The organism is Pseudomonas morbosilactucae (genome assembly GCF_023241665.1).
GTDB lineage: Bacteria > Pseudomonadota > Gammaproteobacteria > Pseudomonadales > Pseudomonadaceae > Aquipseudomonas > Aquipseudomonas morbosilactucae.
In genome coordinates, this window is sequence record NZ_JALQCX010000051.1 from 1 (window position 1) to 17,683 (window position 17,683).

Below are 17,683 nucleotides of genomic sequence, written 5' to 3' on the forward strand. Positions count from 1 at the left end.
CCACTAGACGAAGGGGACACACGTACAACATTCACTCCCTACCGCGTTTCGCTGTGTGCTTTACGCTGTAAGTGGCGCGCATTCTATGGATGGTTTGAGGGGTCGTCAACCCCCTGATATAAATTTATTTAAATCAATGACTTCGCCGTGCTTTGCACCCGGTTCCGAGATTTATGGAGCCTGGGCTTTGACGCCTGTATTCTGACCACCGACAAGACGCTATAGTCCGCAGCCGCAGATAGTGGCAATGTGCATCCATCCACAGCGCTGCTATAGAGCTATATAGAGAGAAGCACCGACATCGCCATAGATAGAAGCACCGCCGCTCCGGCCGGCTCATCGAACGGCCCTATGCGCCTATACGCTAAGCCACTACACTCGCACGCGAATCCCATATCGAGGTTTTAACGGTGACACCACTCATGATCACCCTGCTGGTAATAGCCGGGATCGCAATACTGATCGCCATTGGCTACATGAACCATGTGGTGGAAAACAACAAACTGGAAAAAGCCCGCACCAAGGTCGAACTCCAGGATCGCCTGCGCCGTTGTGGTGAGATCACCGAGACCTTCCCCGGCCAGTTGATGTCGCCGAAACTCAAGCTGCTGTTGACCCGTCTGGAACTCAACGTCAATCAACGCCTGCTGAACCTGGAAAAGACCAACGCCGGTCTCAAGGCGCGGATCACCGAGCTCAACGCTCTGGTCGCCCAAGGCGAATCCATTCCGGTGAACAACCCGCCCAACCCCATCCAGACCGAAGCCAAGGCCAAGGACGTGCGTTTCCTGCTGGAAGCCCTGCACGGCCAAGTGACGCGGGCGGCCCACGACGGTTTCCTGCCGACCAACGAAGCCAAGTACTGGATCAAGGAAATTCGCCACATCCTGGTGCTGCTGCACATCGAATTCTTCAACAACCTGGGCCAGCATTCCCTGCAGCAGAATCAACCCGGCCAGGCGCGCCTGGCGTTCGAGCGGGCGGTTCAATACCTGCGCAAGCAGCCGGAGCCGGCCGTCTATAAAGAGCAGCTGGAATACCTGGAGAAACTCCTGGTGCGCTCCAACGAGATGGTGCTCAACAGCACCAAGCCTGTGGAAGGCGAGGTCAACCAATTGACCGAAGGCCTGAAAGTCGCCGACGCCGACGCCGACTGGAAAAAGAAAGTCATTTACGACTGATCGAACACAAGGGGCTGCATCCAGCACGGATGCAGCACACCCTGCACGACACGACTCACCGCCCTGCCCCCACCGCCGCTACAGGCGGAAATGCCCGACCATCCCCTTCAACTCCACGCCCAACTGCGCCAGTTCGATGCTCGACGCCGCATTGCCCTGCATGGCCAACGAGGACTGATCGGCGCTGGCGCGAATGCTGGTGACGCTGCGGTTGATCTCCTCGGCCACCGAACTCTGCTGCTCGGCAGCGGCAGCAATCTGCTGGTTCATCTGCTGAATCAATGACACTGCCGCAGCAATGCTGCCCAAGGCGCTTTCGGTCTGCAGGGCATCGCTGACGGCCAGTTTGACCAGATCGCCACTGCTGCGGATCTGTCGCACCGAGACGTCCGCCGCCGTATGCAGGGCCTGGACCAGCCGCTCGATTTCTTCGGTGGATTGCTGGGTCCGCTTGGCCAGGGCCCGGACCTCATCGGCCACCACCGCGAACCCTCGCCCCTGCTCCCCGGCCCGAGCCGCCTCGATTGCCGCGTTGAGCGCCAGCAGGTTGGTTTGCTCGGCGACGCTCTTGATCACGCTCAACACCGTGCCGATGTTCTGGATTTCCGCGCTCAGGCTTTCGATGCTGTGGCTGGCCTGTCCCGCCGAATCGGCCAACTGCTCGATGCGTTGCATACTCTGACGCACCACCTGCTGGCCGCTTTCGACCTTGCCATCGGCGGTTTGCGCCGCCGACGCGGCTTGTTCAGCGTTGCGCGCCACATCGTGCACCGTGGCGGTCATCTGATTCATCGCCGTGGCCACTTGCTCGGTTTCTTCCTTCTGGCTGCTGACCTCCAGGTTGGTCTGCTCGGTCACCGCCGACAGCGACTGGGCCGAGCTGGCCAACTGTTCAATGCCGGCCTGCAAGCCGCTGACAATACCGCTCAAGCCACTGCCCATTTGCTGCATTGCCAACATCAATTGGCCGATTTCATCGCGACGGGTGACCTCGATGGTGGCGCTCAGGTCACCGGCAGCGATCTGCTGGGCGACCCGCATCACACTGCGCAGCGGCCCGACAATCAGGCGCGTGATCAACCAGGCCGCCAACACCCCCACCAACAAGGCCAGTGCCGATGAACCGATGATCAACAAGGCGTTCTTTTTCAGCTCGGCTTGCATCGACTGATCTTGCGCACCATAGGCCTGGTCCACACGGTCCATCACCTGGGCGGCACGCTCGCGCAGTTGTTGATAAACCTGCTTTTCCTGAGCCAACAGGCCGGTGTATTCACCCAGCTTCTCGCCAAACCCGGCGATGTGGCCAGACACCTCATTGAGCACCGTCTGATAGCCGGCGTCCTTGACCGCTGTTTTCAATTGCTCGACCTGGGCCAGGGCCTGATCGGCCTGTTCGATCTTGCCTTGCTCGGCCTCTTCATCGCCCTTGCGGCTTTGGTCGAGGCGCACCCGCGCTTCGTTCATGGCCTGGAGCATCAAGCGCGACACCTGGCTGACCTGGTTGGCCTGCTCGATAAACTCCGCCCCCTCTTTACCCTGGGACTCCTTGAGGGTGTAAGTGCCGTCGTCAGCCAACCCCGCCTGCAGCACATCCAGGTTATTGGCCACGCTGGACACCGACCAACTGGCCATCTCCAGCGCCAGGTCCTTGGCCTGGGTCAGGTCGACGAACTCATCGAACGCCTTGCGATACGCCGCCAAGGCCTGCTCCACATCCACCATGGCCGGCTCGTTCGCCGCTGACTGCTGCTTGAGCTCCAGCGCCTGGGCCAACAACCCATCCACACTTGCATGCAAGGCATCCACGGTCTTGGCATCGCTGTGCAGGGCGTAATCCTGCTCCAGCAAGCGCAGTTTGAGCACGCCGCTGTTCAGTGCTGACATCTGCTTGAGGCCATCGAAACGCTGACTGATGGTTTGCAACGACCAGACACCAATGGCCGCCACCAGCGCCGTCAGCAGCAGGACCAGGGCAAAACCGATGGCCAGCTTCTTGGCCATGCCGAGGTTGGCAAAACGTCCGTTCGTGGGCGAATTCATGGCGCGCAGTCCCCTTCCAGTCTCCAATGGCAACCCAGCCATTTTCTAGTCCTGAAGAGTCGCAACGCCGTGTGCCAGAGCACAAGTCTCTGGCGTCGGAATAATGGCAAAAAGCTACGCCCTGGTCGCTTTCAGGACGGTCGAGGTCGATTCGATAAAATTCGGTGCCCGGCTGGCACCGGGCACTCAAGAGGTTAGGCCGTCTTCAGATCGCCGTGGCGCCGCCGTCCACCGCCAGCGCATGCCCGGTGGTAAAGGCCGCACCGTCACTGCACAGGTAGAGCACCGCCGCTGCGATTTCCTCGACGCGACCGATGCGCCCCACCGGGTGCATGGCGGCCGCAAAGTCCGCTTTGCGCGGATCAGCCTCATGGGCACGGCGGAACATATCGGTATCGATCACCGCCGGGCACACCGCATTCACGCGGATGTTCTTCTTCGCATATTCGATGGCCGCCGACTTGGTCAGGCCAATCACCGCATGCTTGGAGGCCGCATAAATGCTCATCTTCGGCGCCGCCCCCAAACCCGCCACCGAGGCGGTGTTGACGATGGCGCCCGCGCCCTGGGCCAGCAACAGCGGCAACTGGTGCTTCATGCACAGCCAGACGCCCTTGACGTTGACCGCCATGATTGCGTCGAACTCATCCAGCGTGCCGTCGGCCAACTTGCCCTTTTCGATCTCGATGCCGGCGTTGTTGAAGGCATAGTCGAGCCGACCGTAGGCGCTGAGGGTCTGCGCCATCAGGTTCTGCACCTCGCTCTCTAGGGTCACGTTGCAGCTCACGAACACGGCGTCGCCCCCGGCGCCACGAATCAACTCCACCGTGCCCTCGCCGCCGGTGACATCCAGGTCCGCCACCACCACTTTCAAGCCTTCGGCGGCAAACGCCAGGGCCGTGGCCCGGCCGATGCCGTTGGCAGCCCCGGTCACCAGGGCAACCTCGCCAGAAAACGTCATGCTCATTGCTCAACTCCTCGATGGGATGCTTCAAATCACGCCGGGCCATCTAGCCACAGGCGCGGACGCGGCGGCAGCACTATCAAACGGCCGTTTGAGTGCTTATGGGTCTGAGTGATAAAAGCACCGGCCTCACCATCACGCCACTGGATTGGCCCTTATTCGCTGCATCAGCAAACCTTGCGGCGGACGGCGCGAGGGTCTATCAACTAAGGCTTCTTTTCCCCCTTGAGTGCCTGCCATGACGACCCAGATCAATCGCCAGTTCCTGCTCGCCAAACGCCCTGTCGGCGCGGCCACCCGCGAGACCTTCAACTACCAGGAAGTGGCGGTCGGCGAACCGGCGGCCGGGCAGATTCTGGTGCACAACCAGTACCTGTCCCTGGACCCGGCCATGCGCGGCTGGATGAATGAAGGCAAGTCCTACATCCCGCCGGTGGGCATTGGCGAAGTGATGCGCGCCCTGGGCGTGGGCCAGGTCATTGCGTCGAACCACCCGGGCTTTGCCGTGGGCGATTACGTCAACGGCGCCTTGGGGGTGCAGGATTATTTCCTCGGTGAGCCCCGGGGCTTCTACAAGGTCGATCCCAAGCTGGCGCCCCTGCCCCGCTACCTCTCGGCGCTGGGCATGACCGGCATGACCGCCTACTTCGCCCTGCTGGATGTCGGCGCGCCCAAGGCCGGCGACACCGTGGTGCTCTCCGGCGCCGCCGGGGCCGTGGGCAGCATTGCCGGGCAGATTGCCAAGATCAAAGGCTGCCGGGTGATCGGCATCGCCGGCGGCCAGGACAAATGCAAGTTCCTCATCGATGAACTGGGTTTCGACGGCGCCATCGACTACAAGAGCGAAGACGTGCATGCCGGGCTCAAGCGTGAATGCCCGAAAGGCGTCGATGTGTATTTCGATAACGTCGGCGGCGACATTCTCGACGCCGTGCTCAGCCGCCTGGCCCTCAAGGCCCGGGTGGTGATCTGCGGCGCTATCAGCCAGTACAACAACAAGGAAGCGATCAAGGGCCCGGCCAACTACCTGTCACTGCTGGTCAACCGCGCGCGCATGGAAGGTTTTGTGGTGATGGACTACGCCAGCCAGTTTGCCGCGGCCGGGCAAGAGATGGCCGGCTGGATGGCCAAGGGGCAGCTCAAGAGCAAGGAAGACATCGTCGAAGGCCTGGAAACATTCCCCGAGACCCTGATGAAACTGTTCAGCGGAGAGAACTTCGGCAAGCTGGTGCTGAAAGTCTGAACCTGTAGGAGCCGGCTTGCCGGTGATCCGCAACGGCGGCCGGAAAGGGCCGCCAACCGCTAAACCGCTATCGCCGGCAAGCTGGCTCCTACAAGGGAGGCGTGTTACAGGGCCAGTTCGGCGACGACGTCAGCCAGGGCCTTGGCCGGGTCGGCTGCCTGGCTGATCGGACGGCCGATCACCAGGTAGTCGGAACCGGCATCCAGCGCCTGACGCGGGGTCAGAATGCGCCGCTGGTCGTCCTGGGCGCTGCCCGCCGGACGAATCCCCGGGGTCACCAGTTGCAGGGACGGATGAGCGGCTTTCAGCGCCTGGGCTTCCAGGGCCGAGCACACCAAGCCGTCCATGCCGGCTTTTTGCGCCAAAGCCGCCAGACGCAACACTTGCTCCTGAGGCTCGATGTCCAGGCCGATACCGGCCAGGTCTTCACGCTCCATGCTGGTCAGCACAGTGACGCCAATCAGCAACGGCTTGGGCCCGCTGCGCTGGTCCAACACCTCGCGGCAAGCGGCCATCATGCGCAGGCCACCGGAGCAATGCACATTGACCATCCACACGCCCATCTCCGCCGCCGCCTTGACCGCCATGGCCGTGGTGTTGGGAATGTCGTGGAATTTCAGGTCGAGGAACACTTCGAAACCCTTGTCCCGCAGGGTGCCGACAATCTCGGCGGCACAGCTGGTGAACAGTTCCTTGCCGACTTTGACCCGGCACAGTTTCGGGTCCAGCTGATCAGCCAGTTTCAGTGCGGCGTCACGGGTAGGGAAATCCAGGGCGACGATGATAGGAGTCTGGCAGGCGGACATGAAGGGGCTCTCAGGCAAGTCGAAATCGGCGCGGATTGTAGCGCAAGCGACGGCGCTCCGGGACCCGATGATCGGTAAATCATGCTCAGCGGCAACTGTGGAGAGTGGCGGTTCGAAAAAAAGCCACGGCCTCAGGGCCTTTGTGTCAGTTCAGATACACTTCCGACACGCCCACAACAATCGCGCCAGCTACCCTCGCCAGCCGCAACACCCCCGAACAGCACTTCCAGCCCCCCGGCCGGACGCCTATGCTGAAGCCACAACCCCGCAGCCCATCTTTGTGGTTGGCAGCCAACCTGGCAGATCATCGCACCCATGCACAACACTCCAGCTCCTCTCAACGACGATCAAAAAGCCCCCGTCAGCGGTGATGACAAACGCTGGAACACCCGCGCGCTGATCGTCGACGATGATGTTCCGATCCGAGAATTGCTGATCGACTACCTGGCCCGTTTCAATATCCACGCCAGCGGCGTCACCGATGGCGCGGCCATGCGCCTGGCCCTGCAGGCCGAACACTTCGACGTGGTGGTGCTCGACCTGATGCTGCCGGGTGAAGACGGCCTGTCCCTGTGCCGCTGGCTGCGCACCGAATCGGACATTCCGATCCTCATGCTCACCGCCCGTTGCGAACCCACCGACCGCATCATCGGCCTGGAACTGGGTGCCGACGACTACATGGCCAAGCCCTTCGAGCCCCGGGAATTGGTGGCCCGTATCCAGACCATCCTGCGCCGGGTCCGTGATGACCGTAGCGAACAGCGGGCCAATATCCGCTTCGACAACTGGCGCCTGAACAGCGTTCTGCGCCAGCTGATCTCCGCCGATGGCCTGGTGGTGCCGCTGTCCAACGCCGAATTCCGCCTGCTCTGGGTGTTTATCGAACGGCCCCGCCGGGTGCTGAGCCGCGAACAACTGCTGGACGCCGCCCGCGGTCGCTCCATCGAAGCCTTCGATCGCAGCATCGACCTGCTGGTGTCGCGCCTGCGGCAAAAGCTCGGTGACGACCCCAAATCCCCACAGTTGATCAAGACCGTGCGCGGTGAGGGTTACCTGTTCGACGCCCGAGACATCGGCTGATGCGCGGGCGTTTCGATACGCTGTTCGGCCGCCTGTACGGGGTGCTGCTGATCGCGATCGTACTCGCCCATTTGCTCGGCTACCTGTGGTTCCAGCATTACGGACCACCGCCTCCCCCACCGCCCTACCCACACACCGCCGGACAAGCCGAAGGGCAACGTGCGGCGCCTGGGCCACAGCCCGGAACCCGCCCGCCGAGACCCTGGTTCGGTGGGCCGGTGGTGCCGCTGACGATTCAGATCATTTCCCTGGTGATTGCCGCCTGGTACGGCGCCAAGTTGCTGACCCGGCCAATCCAGCGCCTCAGCGACGCCGCCGAGCGCCTCAGCGAAAACCTCAACAGCGAGCCCCTCGACGAATCCGGCCCGCGGGAAGCACGGCAGGCGGCCCATACCTTCAACCTGATGCAACGACGGATACGCGAACAGGTGCAGCAACGCGGGCGTATGCTCGGTGCCGTATCCCATGACCTGCGCACGCCCCTGTCGCGCCTCAAGCTGCGCCTGGAACAGATCGAAGACAGCAAACTGCAGGGCCAGATGCGCCAGGACCTCGACGACATGATCAGCATGCTCGACGCCACTCTGAGCTACCTGCACGAACAGCGCACCAGCGAAGCCCAGCAATGGATGGACGTGCAGGCGCTGGTGGAGTCGCTGAGCGAAAACGCCCAGGACCAGGGGGCCGATGTCCAAGTCAGCGGCCACTGCGCGCCCCTGCACGTGCAGCCCATGGCCCTGCGCTCCTGCGTCAACAACCTGCTGGACAACGCCCTGCGTTATGCCGGCCACGCCCTGATCACCCTTGAAGACAGCCGCGATCACCTGGTGATCCGGGTCATCGACCGCGGGCCGGGGATCGCCGCCGACAAGCGTGAAGCGGTGTTCGAACCCTTCTATCGCCTGGAAGGTTCGCGCAACCGCAATTCCGGCGGCGTCGGCCTGGGCATGACCATTGCTCGCGAAGCCGCGGGGCGCCTGGGGGGCGAGCTCAGCCTGGAAGAAACCCCGGGCGGCGGCCTGACGGCCGTGGTGTTTCTGCCCCGGGCCTGAGGCCGATGTGTGCAGCCGGCTACAAAGCCCACATACCCAGGACAAATCGGCCCCTGAGGCTGCATAAGCCGGTACACCAACCGGCCTTATCCATCCGCAGGGAGTGAGCCCCATGATCGGTAGCGTCAGTAACTATTCGAGTTATTTCAGCTCCACCAGCAGCACCAGCAACAACAACCGCGCCCAGGAACTGCAGAAGGAACTGTTCGCCAAGCTCGACAGCAACAGCGACGGCTCGGTCGATCAGGACGAGCTCAGCAGTGCCCTGTCGCAAAAAAGCGACAACGGCATCCTGGTCAGCCTGAGCAAGAACTTCAGCGACCTGGACAGTGACGAAAGCGGCAGCCTGAGCAGCGAGGAGATGGCCGCCATGGCGCCACCGCCGCCCGCCCAGGACCAGGCACCCAACACCGAACTGGCGGACGCACTGATCAGTGCCCTCGACACCGACGGCGACGGCGTGGTCAGCAGCGACGAGTTGAGCGCGGGCCTGAGCAGTGCCGGCAGCAGCGCCGACAGCACGGAAATCTTCTCCGCCCTGGACAAGAACCAGGACGGTAACGTCAGCGCCGATGAACTGGCCGCCAGCCTGGCACCGCCACCACCACCGCCCCAGCAGGCGTCGAGCGAAGAGCTGTTCAGCCAACTGGACACCGACGGTGACGGCAGCATCACTGAAAGCGAATTGACCAGCGCCCTGCAGGCCAGCGATAGCACTTCGAGCACCGACACCAGCGCGGCCCTGCTCAAGGTTCTCGACAGTGACAGCAGCGGCGGCGTCAGCAGCGATGAGTTGAAAGCGGCACTGGACGCCGGTCGCAGCCAGGACAGCACGGCGCAGACCGATCAGGCCGGCGTCGCCGAGGCCCTGAGCAAAATGATCGCCAACCTGAGCAAGCAATATCAGTTGGATAACGTCGCGACCCTGGGCAGCAGCGTGAACGTCGCCGCCTGATCGGCATCGCCGGCAAGCCGGCTTCTACAGGGATGCAGGAGTCGGGGCAACGCCTGAGGTTTGCCGGCGATCAGCGCTTGTCCTCTGCCGGGTTCTTGGTCGGGCTCTGGGGGTGGGCCTGGCTCGCGGTCCAGTCGGTCAGCAGGCTGTAGGCTACGGCCAACAAGGTCGGGCCGATAAACAGCCCAATAAAGCCGAAGGCGATCAGGCCACCAAACACCCCCAGCAGCACAATCACCAACGGCAGGTTGCCGCCACGGCTGATCAGGTACGGCTTCAGCACGTTGTCGACGCCACTGATGATGAAAGTGCCCCAGATCCCGAGAAACACCGCCATTCCGTATTCACCCTTCCAGGCCAGCCAGGCCGTGGCCGGAATCCACACCAGAGGCGGCCCCATGGGGATCAGGCTGAGGAGGAAGGTGACAATACCCAGCACCAGCGCACCCGGCACCCCGGCAATCAGGAAGCCGATCAGCGCCAGCACGGCCTGGGCCGCTGCGGTACCGATCACGCCATTGACCACCCGTTGCACGGTGCCCGCCACCAATTCGATGTAGTAACCGGCACGATCACCAATCAGGCGCTCCAGCAACTTGTGCACGAACAGCGCCAGACGCGGGCCATCGCGGTAGAAGAAAAACACAAAGACGATACTCAGGGTCAGCTCGAGAATGCCGCCGCCGATCTGTGCGCTGCGGGCCAGCAACCAGTTGCCGACTTGCCCCAGGTAAGGCTTGACCGCCAGCATCATCGCCGCGCCCTGCTGATCGATGCTGTCCCACAACGCCACAAGACGCTCACCCACCAACGGAATCCCGCCCAGCCACTCGGGCGCCGCCGGCAGGCCGTCGACCTGGACATCCTTGATGAAGCCCGTGGCATCGCGCACATGGTCCGCCAGGTTGAAGCCCAGCCAGACCAGGGGCGCCGCCACCAGCACCATCCAGCCCAAGGTCAGCACGGCCGCGGCCAGGGACTCGCGGCCATTGAGCCAACGGGTCAGCAGACGCATCAGCGGCCAACTGGCAAACGCCAGCACCGCCCCCCAGAACAGCGCGGACCAGAATGGCGCCATCACCCAGAAACTGGCACCGAAAAGCACCAGGAGCAGGATCTGCACCAACAGGCGATCGTTATTAAGCATGAAAGGTCTCGTGCAAGGTCGACGGAGGGAGAATAGGCGAACCGCGCTTCACGGGTTCGCCTTGAGGGAGCCTAGCGCAACAATTCGATGTGCAGGCCGGTCGTCTCGCTGCTGCCGGTTTCCATCCGAGCAGCGCGTACGCCCTGCCCGATCAGTGCCTGGCGCCAGGCTTCGGCATTGCTCCCGGAGACACTGACCCGCATCGTTGCGTCCAGGTTCAACCCTCGGGACAGCAAACTCAGCCAAACCGGTGTTGGCTCGGCAGCCAATTTGGGAAAGTCCAGGCGGCCGGTGTCTTTCAACTGCCGGAGCAAGGTCGCGGAGGTCGGCAACAATTCGCCCAACGGCGCGCTGCTGTCGAATTGCTCGACATGCAGGTACGCCCGGCGGTTGCCACGGGTGATGCTGTACAAGGCCACCAGCGAATTGTCCTGGGGCTCGGCCAGACGCAACAGCAGGTAAGACTGCTGCTCGTCGGCGCCATACAGCTTGGCGTTGCCGAAGACTTCATTGGCCCACAGGCTGCTTTCACCGCAATCACGGGCCTGGCACCAGAACAACAGTTCAGCCCCCTGCTTCTGCAAGGCCTCTCGGGCCAGAGTGAAGGCTTCGTTGGAGGCCCGCTCGGGAGGCAACTGGTACGTCACCGACGTGACCTTGCCCCGGGCACTGACCTGGCCGTCAAAACGCAATTGCCCGCTGATCTTGCGAATGGAGCCCATGGGGTAGATACGCTCCAGCTCCATCGCCGGCCGGTAATCGACGATCTGCGCATCGGCCAGGCGCGGCACCTGGGGCAGGTCTTGACTGCCGGGAATGTCGGCGGCAAACAGCAGGGGGCTGAAGCAGGACAATAGAAAAACACTGGCCGATCGCATGGCCAGGCTCATCGGATCAGCATCGCCTGGGCACCCTGGAGGGTGAGGGAATCGGACACTCGAAAATCGCCAGAGGCACGCTCAGCAATCGCTGCCATCCGCCCGCGGGCCGTGTTCTTCAGAAGGGTTGGTGCGGTTTTTTCCTTTTTGTCGAAGCTCAGACCACGCACGTTGCAGGGCATGGCGAACTCCTTGAGCACGATAGAGACCTTGTGGCCATTGGGGGTCGCAGCGGTGTACAGATCTATCATGGTTGTCTCCCATTTCAACCCGCCCAGCCTCGACAGTTGACCGCGGCAAGTCAAGGAACGGCGAAAAACCTATTGAAACAGTCTGCGACAAAGGTGGCGCCCGCCTCGTCATTGAGGTGCAGGTGATGACCGCCCGGCAGCTGTTCGTGGCTGAAGGGTAGACGCTCCAGCAACGCCGGGTGCTTGGCCAGCATGCCGTCAGCCGCGACCACCAGTTGGGTCGGGCAGGCTACGTGCTGGACGAAGGCCATGGCCTGTTCTTCGGTCAAACGCAGGGGCGAGGCCAGGGTCAGGCGGCTGTCACTGCGCCAGGTATAACCGCCGGGAACCGGCATCAGCCCGCGCTGGGCGAGCAGTTCCGCGGCCTCGCGGCTCACCGCCACCAGGCCCTTCATGCGCGCTTCGATGGCACGCTCCAGGCTGGTGTAGACCGGCTTGCGCTTATCCTGCAGGGCCAGTTGCGCTTGCAGGGCCATGCCCAGGCGCTCGGCAGCCGTGTCGCCGCTGGCGGTGGGCGGGATTACCCCGTCGATCAGCGCCAGGTGGCTCACGCGCTGCGGCAACGCGCCCGCCAGCACCAACGACACGATGGCCCCCAGGGAATGCCCCATCAGGGCAAAACGCTGCCAGCCCAATTGCTCGGCCACTTGCAGCACATCGTAGACGTAATCCCACAGCGCATAGCTCGCCCCCACCGGCCGGTGCCCGGAATGCCCATGGCCGGCCAGGTCGAGGGCGACGATGCGCAAGCCATCGAGTTTCGGCGCCAACCGCGCGAAGCTGTTGGCGTTGTCCAGCCAACCGTGCAAGGCAATCACCGGCAACCCGTCTTCCGGGCCGAACAGGTGAGCGGCCAACTCGATATGGGGCAGGCTCAGGCGCACTTCTTCCACCACCGGGCTCATGCGCAACTCCGTGTGCTGCGACCGGCCCAGCGGCTGAACAGGTCTTTAAGCAAGGTCGCGGTGTCCTGCGGTCGCTCCAGGGGAAACATATGCCCGCCAGGCATGCTCAGGGACTCGCCCAACGGCATGCGGCCAACGGCGCTGGCGTGATGGCGCATCACCACCCGGCTCTGGCGCCCGCGCACCACCGCCAGGGGCACTTGCAACTGCCGGGCTCGACCCGGGCTGGTATGGGGCACGCCGCGGTAAATGCTGATTTCCGTGGCCGGGTCGAAACGCAGGCGCCAGCGGTCGCCCACCTGATGCAGACCATGCTGCAGGTAGGCGTCGAAACAATCGGGGTCGAAACCGCGGAACAGGGTCTTGGTGGAGAAATAGCGTCGGGCGGCATCCAGGTCGGCGAACTCCTCACGACGCCCCAAGGTGCGCCCTGCCGGGGTCAGGCGATCGATGAAGCCAAAGCGCTTGGCCGCGCGAATCACCCATTGGTCGGCCAGGGTCAGCACCGGCGAATCGAGCATCACCACCCCGCGGTACAACTCGGGACAGCGCAGGGCCGCATGCAAATGCAACACCCCACCCAAGGAGTGGCCCACGCCCCACACCGGCTGCGCCTGCTGTTGCAAGTGATGGATCAGCTCGTCCACCAGGTTGTGCCAGTTGTCATCCACCGGGAAACGCGGATCGTGGGCATGCTGCTGCAAATGGGCCACGTCGTACTCGGGCGCCAGGGCGGCGAACAACTTGCCGTAGGTGCCCGAGGGAAAACCATTGGCGTGAGCGAAAAACACCTGTTGCGACATACCGAACGTCCCATTCACAAAAACTCGGCTGATTGTCCGTACGCCAGCGCAACGCAGCAATGACAGTAACGGACAGGAATGATGACACTCCGGCTCAGCCCATAACGCCCCTCAACGCGGGGGCGGCGTTTGTCCCAGGGGCACCACGGCCATGGTCAGGCGCGAGATGCAGCTGGACTTGCCTTCATCGCTGGTCAGGCGGATGTCCCAGACATGGGTGGTGCGACCGATATGAATGGCCTTGGCCACGGCGGTCACCCGGCCACTGCGCAAGCCACGCAAATGGTTGGCATTGATCTCCAGCCCCACGCAGTAGAACTGGCTGGCGTCGATGCACAGGTAGCTGGCCATGGAGCCCACGGTTTCCGCCAGCACCACCGACGCCCCACCATGCAACAGGCCATAGGGCTGGTGGGTGCGATGGTCGATGACCATGCTGGCGGTCAGGGACTCTTCGTCGAAGGACTCAAAACGGATATCCAGCACTTCACCGATGGTGTTCTTCTGCGCCGCATTCAGTTGCTCGATATTCGGGGTGGTACGCCACAAGCTCATCGCTGCATCCTTTGGTTTTTTATCGGGTTCAATCCTGCCACAGCACGGCCTCGCTGTGCTCGCTCCACGCCTGGAAGCGCTCGCCATAGCGGGCCTCGATCACATTGCGCTTGATCTTCAGCGTGGGTGTGAGAAAGCCGTTTTCCACCGCCCAACTGTCCTTCACCACCACCAGGCGGTGCAAGCGCTCATGTTTGTCCAAGGCACCATTGACCTCGGCCAGCAAGGTTTCCAGGCTGCGCTGCAGGCCGTTGCGGGCAGCGCTGGAGGCCTCCTGCCATCCCACGGCCGAGAGCACGCAAAGCCCCAGGGGCGCACTCAGGCCGTCGCCGACCACACACACCTGCTCGATCCGTGAATGCACCGCCAGGCGGTTCTCGATCGGCGCCGGGGCCACGTATTTGCCTTTGCTGGTCTTGAAGATTTCCTTGATCCGACCGGTCAGGCGCAAGCGCCCCTGGGCATCCTGCTCGCCCTTGTCCCCGGTACGCAGGAAGCCATCCTCGGTGAGGGTCTCGGCGGTCTTCTGCGGGTCCTTGTAGTAACCGAGCATGGTGGCCCCGCTGCGCACCAGCACTTCGCCCGAAGCATCGATGCGCACGTCCACCTGCGGGCACGGCCGGCCGATCCAGCCGGGCACGTACTCGCCACTGCGACCGATGTGGGAGTACCCGCAGCTTTCGGTCATGCCATACACCTCCAGCACATCCAGGCCCAGGCGCTGGTACCAGTGAAGCAGGCTCTGGGGCACCGGTGCCGCCCCGGAAAGGGCCACGCGCAAGGCGTCCAGGCCGAGCCCGGCGAGCACCCGCTGGCCAACCCGCTTGCCGATCAGCGGCAGCCCCAGGAGCCAGTCCAAACGCTTGGCCGGGACCTTGGCGTAGACCCCCATCTGGAACTTGCTCCAGATCCGCGGCACGCCGAACAACGCGGTGGGCCGGGCGCGTTTCAGATCGGTGAGGAAGGTCTCCAGGCTCTCGGCGAAGAACACCGTTTGCCCGGTGTAGATCGCCGCCATCTCGACAAACATGCGTTCGGCCACATGGCACAGCGGCAAATACGACAACAGGCGATCAGAGGGGCCCAACTGGAACAACTGGGCCCCGTGGGTGGCAGCAAAACCGAGGTTGCCAAAGCTGTGCATCACCCCCTTGGGCAGCCCGGTGGTGCCGGAGGTGTAGATAATGGTTGCCAACTGTTCAGCGGCGGGGCTGGGGTTGTCCTGGATCGGCGAGCTGCGCTGCAAGTCGTCCCAACTGAAGTCGAAATCACCTGGAGGATGCAGCGGCAGGCTGATGGTCGGCAGCCCGGGCCGGACCCCGGCCGCCATGCCCGGCCAGTCGTCCAGCTTGCCGATAAACACCAGGGCCGACTCGGAATGCTCAAGCACCTGCGCCACCGATTCAGCGGTGAGGTTGGGGTACAAGGGCACCGACACATGGCCGGCCATCCAAATCGCCAGGTCGGCAATGATCCAGTGGGCACAGTTCTTGGAAATAATCGCGACGTGACTGCCCTGGGGCAGTTCCTGCGCCCGTAGCCAGTGAGCGGCGCAACGCGCCTGGTGGCCGACATCCGCCCAGCTCAGTTCCTCGACCTGCCCTCCGCTTGAAGGTTGGACCAGGAAACGTTGGCGGGGATGGCGAGCTTCACGCTCGTAGAACACTTCCAGCGGCAAACGAAAAGCGGCAGACATGCGACTCGCTCCTTTGTTTTTATTCTGACCGTGAAATGACCAACCAAGCACTTGCTTGGCTGACTATTTCACGCACAAAGGGGCGCTGCAAGTGAAGAAATGTAGCCGGCCGCCATGCTGCGGCGCCGGTTTCAAACGTGGTGAATCTGGTTGAGGCTCATCAGCCCGGCCAATGGCCAGTCACCTTCCAGCTCGGCGAGGCTGGCGGTGCCCATCGGCTGCGGGCTGCGCAGATGGCCGTACTGCAGCAGGCTGATCAGGCTGCCCACCAACGGTTGGTGGCTGACCAGCAGCAGGTTGTCGGCGCTGTTGAGCTGTTCCAGGGTGGCCAGGGGATTGCTCTCGGGGGTCAGCCAGGACACGGTGCGGATCTCGCCGGCAAACCCCAGGGCTTCGCGCACCAATTGCGCCGTCTGCTGGGCCCGCACATAGGGGCTGGCGAGGATCGCGCCGATGGGCTGGCCAATCAGCTGCGCAGCACTCTCGAGCACTTCCTTGCGGCCATGCTCGGTCAGGTTGCGCTCGGCATCGCTGCGGGCCTGGGACTCGGCTTCACCGTGACGCAGTACCCAGAGCTTCATAGCTTGGGCTCCTCGTCACGGGCCGGGTGAGGCGCGGGCGGCACGCTATGGGGAGCTTCGCCTTCAGGTGCACGGGGCGTCGGCCAATCGGCGAATGGCCACGGTTTCTGGTCACTGTGGAAGCTGCCGAAACGGCCGATCTGCGCCAGGAACTGGCTCAGACTGTCGCCGAAATTCATCATGCTGGCGCTGGGCGCGCTGTAGATCAGGCGATAAATCAGTTGCACCAGCACCAGGGCACCGAGGATGAACTGCGCCACTTGCCAGACCAGCAGGTACACCAGCATCCACAACACACGCAGGAGGATGGACTCGTATTTGCCTTCGGGATTCGTATCGTTCATGTCTCGCTCCTGTGCCACTCAGTTGAAGCCACTGGTGGAAATAAAGTCGACGTCGGTTTTCGGCTCGCCACGCATCAGCAACTCGATCACCTGGTTCAGGGTACGCCCTTCAAACAAAATCGCATGCAGCCCGGCCACCAGCGGCATGTACACCCCCAGTTCCTGCGCCTTGACCTTGAGTACCTTGAGGGTATTGACGCCCTCGGCCACTTCGCCGAGACGGGTCACCGCCTCGTCCAGGCTCAAACCCTGGCCCAGGGCGAAACCGACCTGGTAGTTACGGCTTTTGGGCGAAGAACAGGTGACGATCAAATCGCCCACGCCGGCCAGGCCGAGGAAAGTCATGGGGTTGGCACCCTGGCTCACGGCAAAGCGAGTCATCTCGGCCAGGGCCCGGGTAATCAACATGCTCTTGGTGTTCTCGCCCATGCCCAGGGCCACCGCCATGCCGGCGATGATCGCGTAGACGTTCTTCAGCGCACCGCCCAGTTCGACACCAAAACGGTCGGCACTGGCATAGACGCGGAAGGTCCGGCCATGCAACGCCGCCTGGACGCGTTGGCAGAGTTCTTCGTCTTCACTGGCGACCACGGTGGCGGTCAGGGCGTGCTCGGCCACTTCCCGCGCCAGGTTCGGCCCCGACAGCACACCGATCCGCGCTTGCGGGGCGATGTCCTGGAGGATCTCGCTCATCAATTTGAAGCTCTGGGCCTCGATGCCTTTGGTCAGGCTGACCAGCAGCTTGCCGCCGAGCAACTCGGCGTGGGGCGCCAGCACCGTGCGCAGGGCGCTGGAGGGCAAGGCGACAAAGCACAAGTCGCACTGATTGAGGGTGGCCAGCAGATCCGTGACCGGCTCCACCGCCGGGTGGATCTTGATGCCTTTGAGGTAGCGCGGATTTTCGCGATTGACCCGAATGGCCTCGGCCTGCTCGGGATCACGCATCCATTGCCGCACCTGATGACCGTTCTCGGCCAGCAGATTGGCCACGGCGGTACCAAAACTTCCGCCTCCCAGGACCGCGATAGGGTGCTGTTCAGTCATATGCAATCCGTCAATCCATACCAGTGGCGATGGCGCATTATACGGGGCAGCCCTGCGACCACCAGCCCCCACGACGATTCGCGCACTTGTCGAGAACAGCCGGGGAATGTCGGGCTTCTCGACTGGAAAACTCGACCATCTCGGTTAACATGCGC

18 protein-coding genes and 1 pseudogene are annotated in these 17,683 nt (G+C 63.0%); 5 read left to right on the forward strand and 14 right to left on the reverse strand.

Features of this window, described 5'->3' with window-relative positions; all coding sequences use genetic code 11:
* Positions 1–410 precede the first annotated feature (410 nt).
* Positions 411–1,181 carry a hypothetical protein gene (locus M1B35_RS24240; protein ID WP_123330301.1) on the forward strand — a complete coding sequence of 257 codons (771 nt, stop codon included), beginning with the start codon at positions 411–413 and terminating at the stop codon, positions 1,179–1,181.
* A 78-nt stretch (positions 1,182–1,259) separates the two neighbouring features.
* On the opposite strand, the gene M1B35_RS32390 is transcribed toward M1B35_RS24240, so the two are convergent.
* The 3 genes and pseudogenes from M1B35_RS32390 to M1B35_RS24250 form a co-directional block, all read right to left on the reverse strand.
* Positions 1,260–2,141 carry a methyl-accepting chemotaxis protein gene (locus tag M1B35_RS32390; protein WP_425273445.1) on the reverse strand — a complete coding sequence of 294 codons (882 nt, stop codon included), beginning with the start codon at positions 2,139–2,141 and terminating at the stop codon, positions 1,260–1,262.
* A pseudogene (locus M1B35_RS32395) lies at positions 2,124–3,266 on the reverse strand (HAMP domain-containing protein); the annotation flags it as partial. The gene M1B35_RS32390 and the pseudogene M1B35_RS32395, both read right to left, overlap by 18 nt.
* A 163-nt stretch (positions 3,267–3,429) precedes the next feature.
* Positions 3,430–4,191: an SDR family oxidoreductase gene (locus tag M1B35_RS24250; protein ID WP_268263330.1), complete on the reverse strand. Its 762-nt coding sequence runs from the start codon at positions 4,189–4,191 to the stop codon at positions 3,430–3,432.
* A 235-nt stretch (positions 4,192–4,426) separates the two neighbouring features.
* Between M1B35_RS24250 and M1B35_RS24255 the strand changes: the two genes are divergently transcribed.
* Complete coding sequence (locus tag M1B35_RS24255; RefSeq protein WP_268263331.1) at positions 4,427–5,431, forward strand: NADP-dependent oxidoreductase; 1,005 nt, start codon at positions 4,427–4,429, stop codon at positions 5,429–5,431.
* A 104-nt stretch (positions 5,432–5,535) separates the two neighbouring features.
* Here the strand turns inward: M1B35_RS24255 and pyrF are convergent, their stop codons facing one another.
* Positions 5,536–6,237 carry an orotidine-5'-phosphate decarboxylase gene (gene pyrF, locus M1B35_RS24260; RefSeq protein WP_268263332.1) on the reverse strand — a complete coding sequence of 234 codons (702 nt, stop codon included), beginning with the start codon at positions 6,235–6,237 and terminating at the stop codon, positions 5,536–5,538.
* A gap of 315 nt (positions 6,238–6,552) precedes the next feature.
* On the opposite strand from pyrF, the gene M1B35_RS24265 reads away from it, so the two are divergent.
* From M1B35_RS24265 to xopAW, 3 genes are all read left to right on the forward strand, one after another.
* Entirely contained in the window at positions 6,553–7,317 is a 765-nt protein-coding gene (locus tag M1B35_RS24265; protein WP_123330293.1) for a response regulator, read from the forward strand.
* Positions 7,317–8,369: a sensor histidine kinase gene (locus tag M1B35_RS24270; RefSeq protein ID WP_123330291.1), complete on the forward strand. Its 1,053-nt coding sequence runs from the start codon at positions 7,317–7,319 to the stop codon at positions 8,367–8,369. Before M1B35_RS24265 ends, M1B35_RS24270 begins: the two co-directional genes overlap by 1 nt.
* A 112-nt stretch (positions 8,370–8,481) precedes the next feature.
* Positions 8,482–9,324, forward strand: a complete 843-nt coding sequence (gene xopAW / locus M1B35_RS24275; RefSeq protein WP_268263333.1) for an EF-hand domain-containing protein — start codon at positions 8,482–8,484, stop codon at positions 9,322–9,324.
* 70 nt (positions 9,325–9,394) lie between these two features.
* Here xopAW and M1B35_RS24280 read toward each other — a convergent pair whose 3' ends face one another.
* The 10 genes from M1B35_RS24280 to M1B35_RS24325 form a co-directional block, all read right to left on the reverse strand.
* Positions 9,395–10,471, reverse strand: a complete 1,077-nt coding sequence (locus M1B35_RS24280) for an AI-2E family transporter (RefSeq protein ID WP_268263334.1) — start codon at positions 10,469–10,471, stop codon at positions 9,395–9,397.
* Positions 10,472–10,542: 71 nt separating this feature from the next.
* Positions 10,543–11,349: a DUF4892 domain-containing protein gene (locus M1B35_RS24285; protein ID WP_268263335.1), complete on the reverse strand. Its 807-nt coding sequence runs from the start codon at positions 11,347–11,349 to the stop codon at positions 10,543–10,545.
* Between the two features lie 8 nt (positions 11,350–11,357).
* Positions 11,358–11,600 carry a thioredoxin domain-containing protein gene (locus M1B35_RS24290; RefSeq protein WP_123330283.1) on the reverse strand — a complete coding sequence of 81 codons (243 nt, stop codon included), beginning with the start codon at positions 11,598–11,600 and terminating at the stop codon, positions 11,358–11,360.
* Positions 11,601–11,650: 50 nt separating this feature from the next.
* Positions 11,651–12,505: an alpha/beta hydrolase gene (locus tag M1B35_RS24295; protein ID WP_123330281.1), complete on the reverse strand. Its 855-nt coding sequence runs from the start codon at positions 12,503–12,505 to the stop codon at positions 11,651–11,653.
* Positions 12,502–13,308, reverse strand: coding sequence for an alpha/beta fold hydrolase (locus M1B35_RS24300; protein WP_123330279.1), 807 nt, complete (start codon positions 13,306–13,308; stop codon positions 12,502–12,504). The genes M1B35_RS24295 and M1B35_RS24300 overlap by 4 nt, the downstream gene beginning before the upstream one ends.
* A 111-nt stretch (positions 13,309–13,419) precedes the next feature.
* A complete protein-coding gene (locus M1B35_RS24305) occupies positions 13,420–13,863 on the reverse strand; it encodes a hotdog fold thioesterase (protein ID WP_123330277.1) in 444 nt (147 codons plus the stop codon).
* A gap of 28 nt (positions 13,864–13,891) precedes the next feature.
* A complete protein-coding gene (locus M1B35_RS24310; protein WP_268263336.1) occupies positions 13,892–15,559 on the reverse strand; it encodes an AMP-binding protein in 1,668 nt (555 codons plus the stop codon).
* 131 nt (positions 15,560–15,690) lie between these two features.
* Entirely contained in the window at positions 15,691–16,140 is a 450-nt protein-coding gene (gene sixA / locus M1B35_RS24315) for a phosphohistidine phosphatase SixA (protein WP_268263337.1), read from the reverse strand.
* On the reverse strand, positions 16,137–16,484 hold the full coding sequence (locus tag M1B35_RS24320; RefSeq protein ID WP_268263338.1) for a DUF4389 domain-containing protein: 348 nt from the start codon (positions 16,482–16,484) through the stop codon (positions 16,137–16,139). Before M1B35_RS24320 ends, sixA begins: the two co-directional genes overlap by 4 nt.
* 18 nt (positions 16,485–16,502) lie before the next feature.
* Positions 16,503–17,528, reverse strand: a complete 1,026-nt coding sequence (locus M1B35_RS24325; protein WP_123330270.1) for an NAD(P)H-dependent glycerol-3-phosphate dehydrogenase — start codon at positions 17,526–17,528, stop codon at positions 16,503–16,505.
* Positions 17,529–17,683 lie beyond the last annotated feature (155 nt).

Excerpts from the sequence above, each read along its gene's own strand:
- M1B35_RS24265 (WP_123330293.1), top strand. The coding sequence starts at position 6,553 with ATGCACAACACTCCAGCTCCTCTCAACGACGATCAAAAAGCCCCCGTC.
- M1B35_RS24325 (WP_123330270.1), bottom strand. The coding sequence starts at position 17,528 with ATGACTGAACAGCACCCTATCGCGGTCCTGGGAGGCGGAAGTTTTGGT.
- M1B35_RS24300 (WP_123330279.1), bottom strand. The coding sequence starts at position 13,308 with ATGTCGCAACAGGTGTTTTTCGCTCACGCCAATGGTTTTCCCTCGGGC.
- M1B35_RS24250 (WP_268263330.1), bottom strand. The coding sequence starts at position 4,191 with ATGAGCATGACGTTTTCTGGCGAGGTTGCCCTGGTGACCGGGGCTGCC.
- M1B35_RS32390 (WP_425273445.1), bottom strand. The coding sequence starts at position 2,141 with ATGTTGGCAATGCAGCAAATGGGCAGTGGCTTGAGCGGTATTGTCAGC.
- M1B35_RS24310 (WP_268263336.1), bottom strand. The coding sequence starts at position 15,559 with ATGTCTGCCGCTTTTCGTTTGCCGCTGGAAGTGTTCTACGAGCGTGAA.
- M1B35_RS24295 (WP_123330281.1), bottom strand. The coding sequence starts at position 12,505 with ATGAGCCCGGTGGTGGAAGAAGTGCGCCTGAGCCTGCCCCATATCGAG.
- M1B35_RS24280 (WP_268263334.1), bottom strand. The coding sequence starts at position 10,471 with ATGCTTAATAACGATCGCCTGTTGGTGCAGATCCTGCTCCTGGTGCTT.
- M1B35_RS24255 (WP_268263331.1), top strand. The coding sequence starts at position 4,427 with ATGACGACCCAGATCAATCGCCAGTTCCTGCTCGCCAAACGCCCTGTC.
- M1B35_RS24285 (WP_268263335.1), bottom strand. The coding sequence starts at position 11,349 with ATGCGATCGGCCAGTGTTTTTCTATTGTCCTGCTTCAGCCCCCTGCTG.
- xopAW (WP_268263333.1), top strand. The coding sequence starts at position 8,482 with ATGATCGGTAGCGTCAGTAACTATTCGAGTTATTTCAGCTCCACCAGC.
- M1B35_RS24320 (WP_268263338.1), bottom strand. The coding sequence starts at position 16,484 with ATGAACGATACGAATCCCGAAGGCAAATACGAGTCCATCCTCCTGCGT.
- sixA (WP_268263337.1), bottom strand. The coding sequence starts at position 16,140 with ATGAAGCTCTGGGTACTGCGTCACGGTGAAGCCGAGTCCCAGGCCCGC.
- M1B35_RS24270 (WP_123330291.1), top strand. The coding sequence starts at position 7,317 with ATGCGCGGGCGTTTCGATACGCTGTTCGGCCGCCTGTACGGGGTGCTG.
- M1B35_RS24290 (WP_123330283.1), bottom strand. The coding sequence starts at position 11,600 with ATGATAGATCTGTACACCGCTGCGACCCCCAATGGCCACAAGGTCTCT.
- pyrF (WP_268263332.1), bottom strand. The coding sequence starts at position 6,237 with ATGTCCGCCTGCCAGACTCCTATCATCGTCGCCCTGGATTTCCCTACC.
- M1B35_RS24305 (WP_123330277.1), bottom strand. The coding sequence starts at position 13,863 with ATGAGCTTGTGGCGTACCACCCCGAATATCGAGCAACTGAATGCGGCG.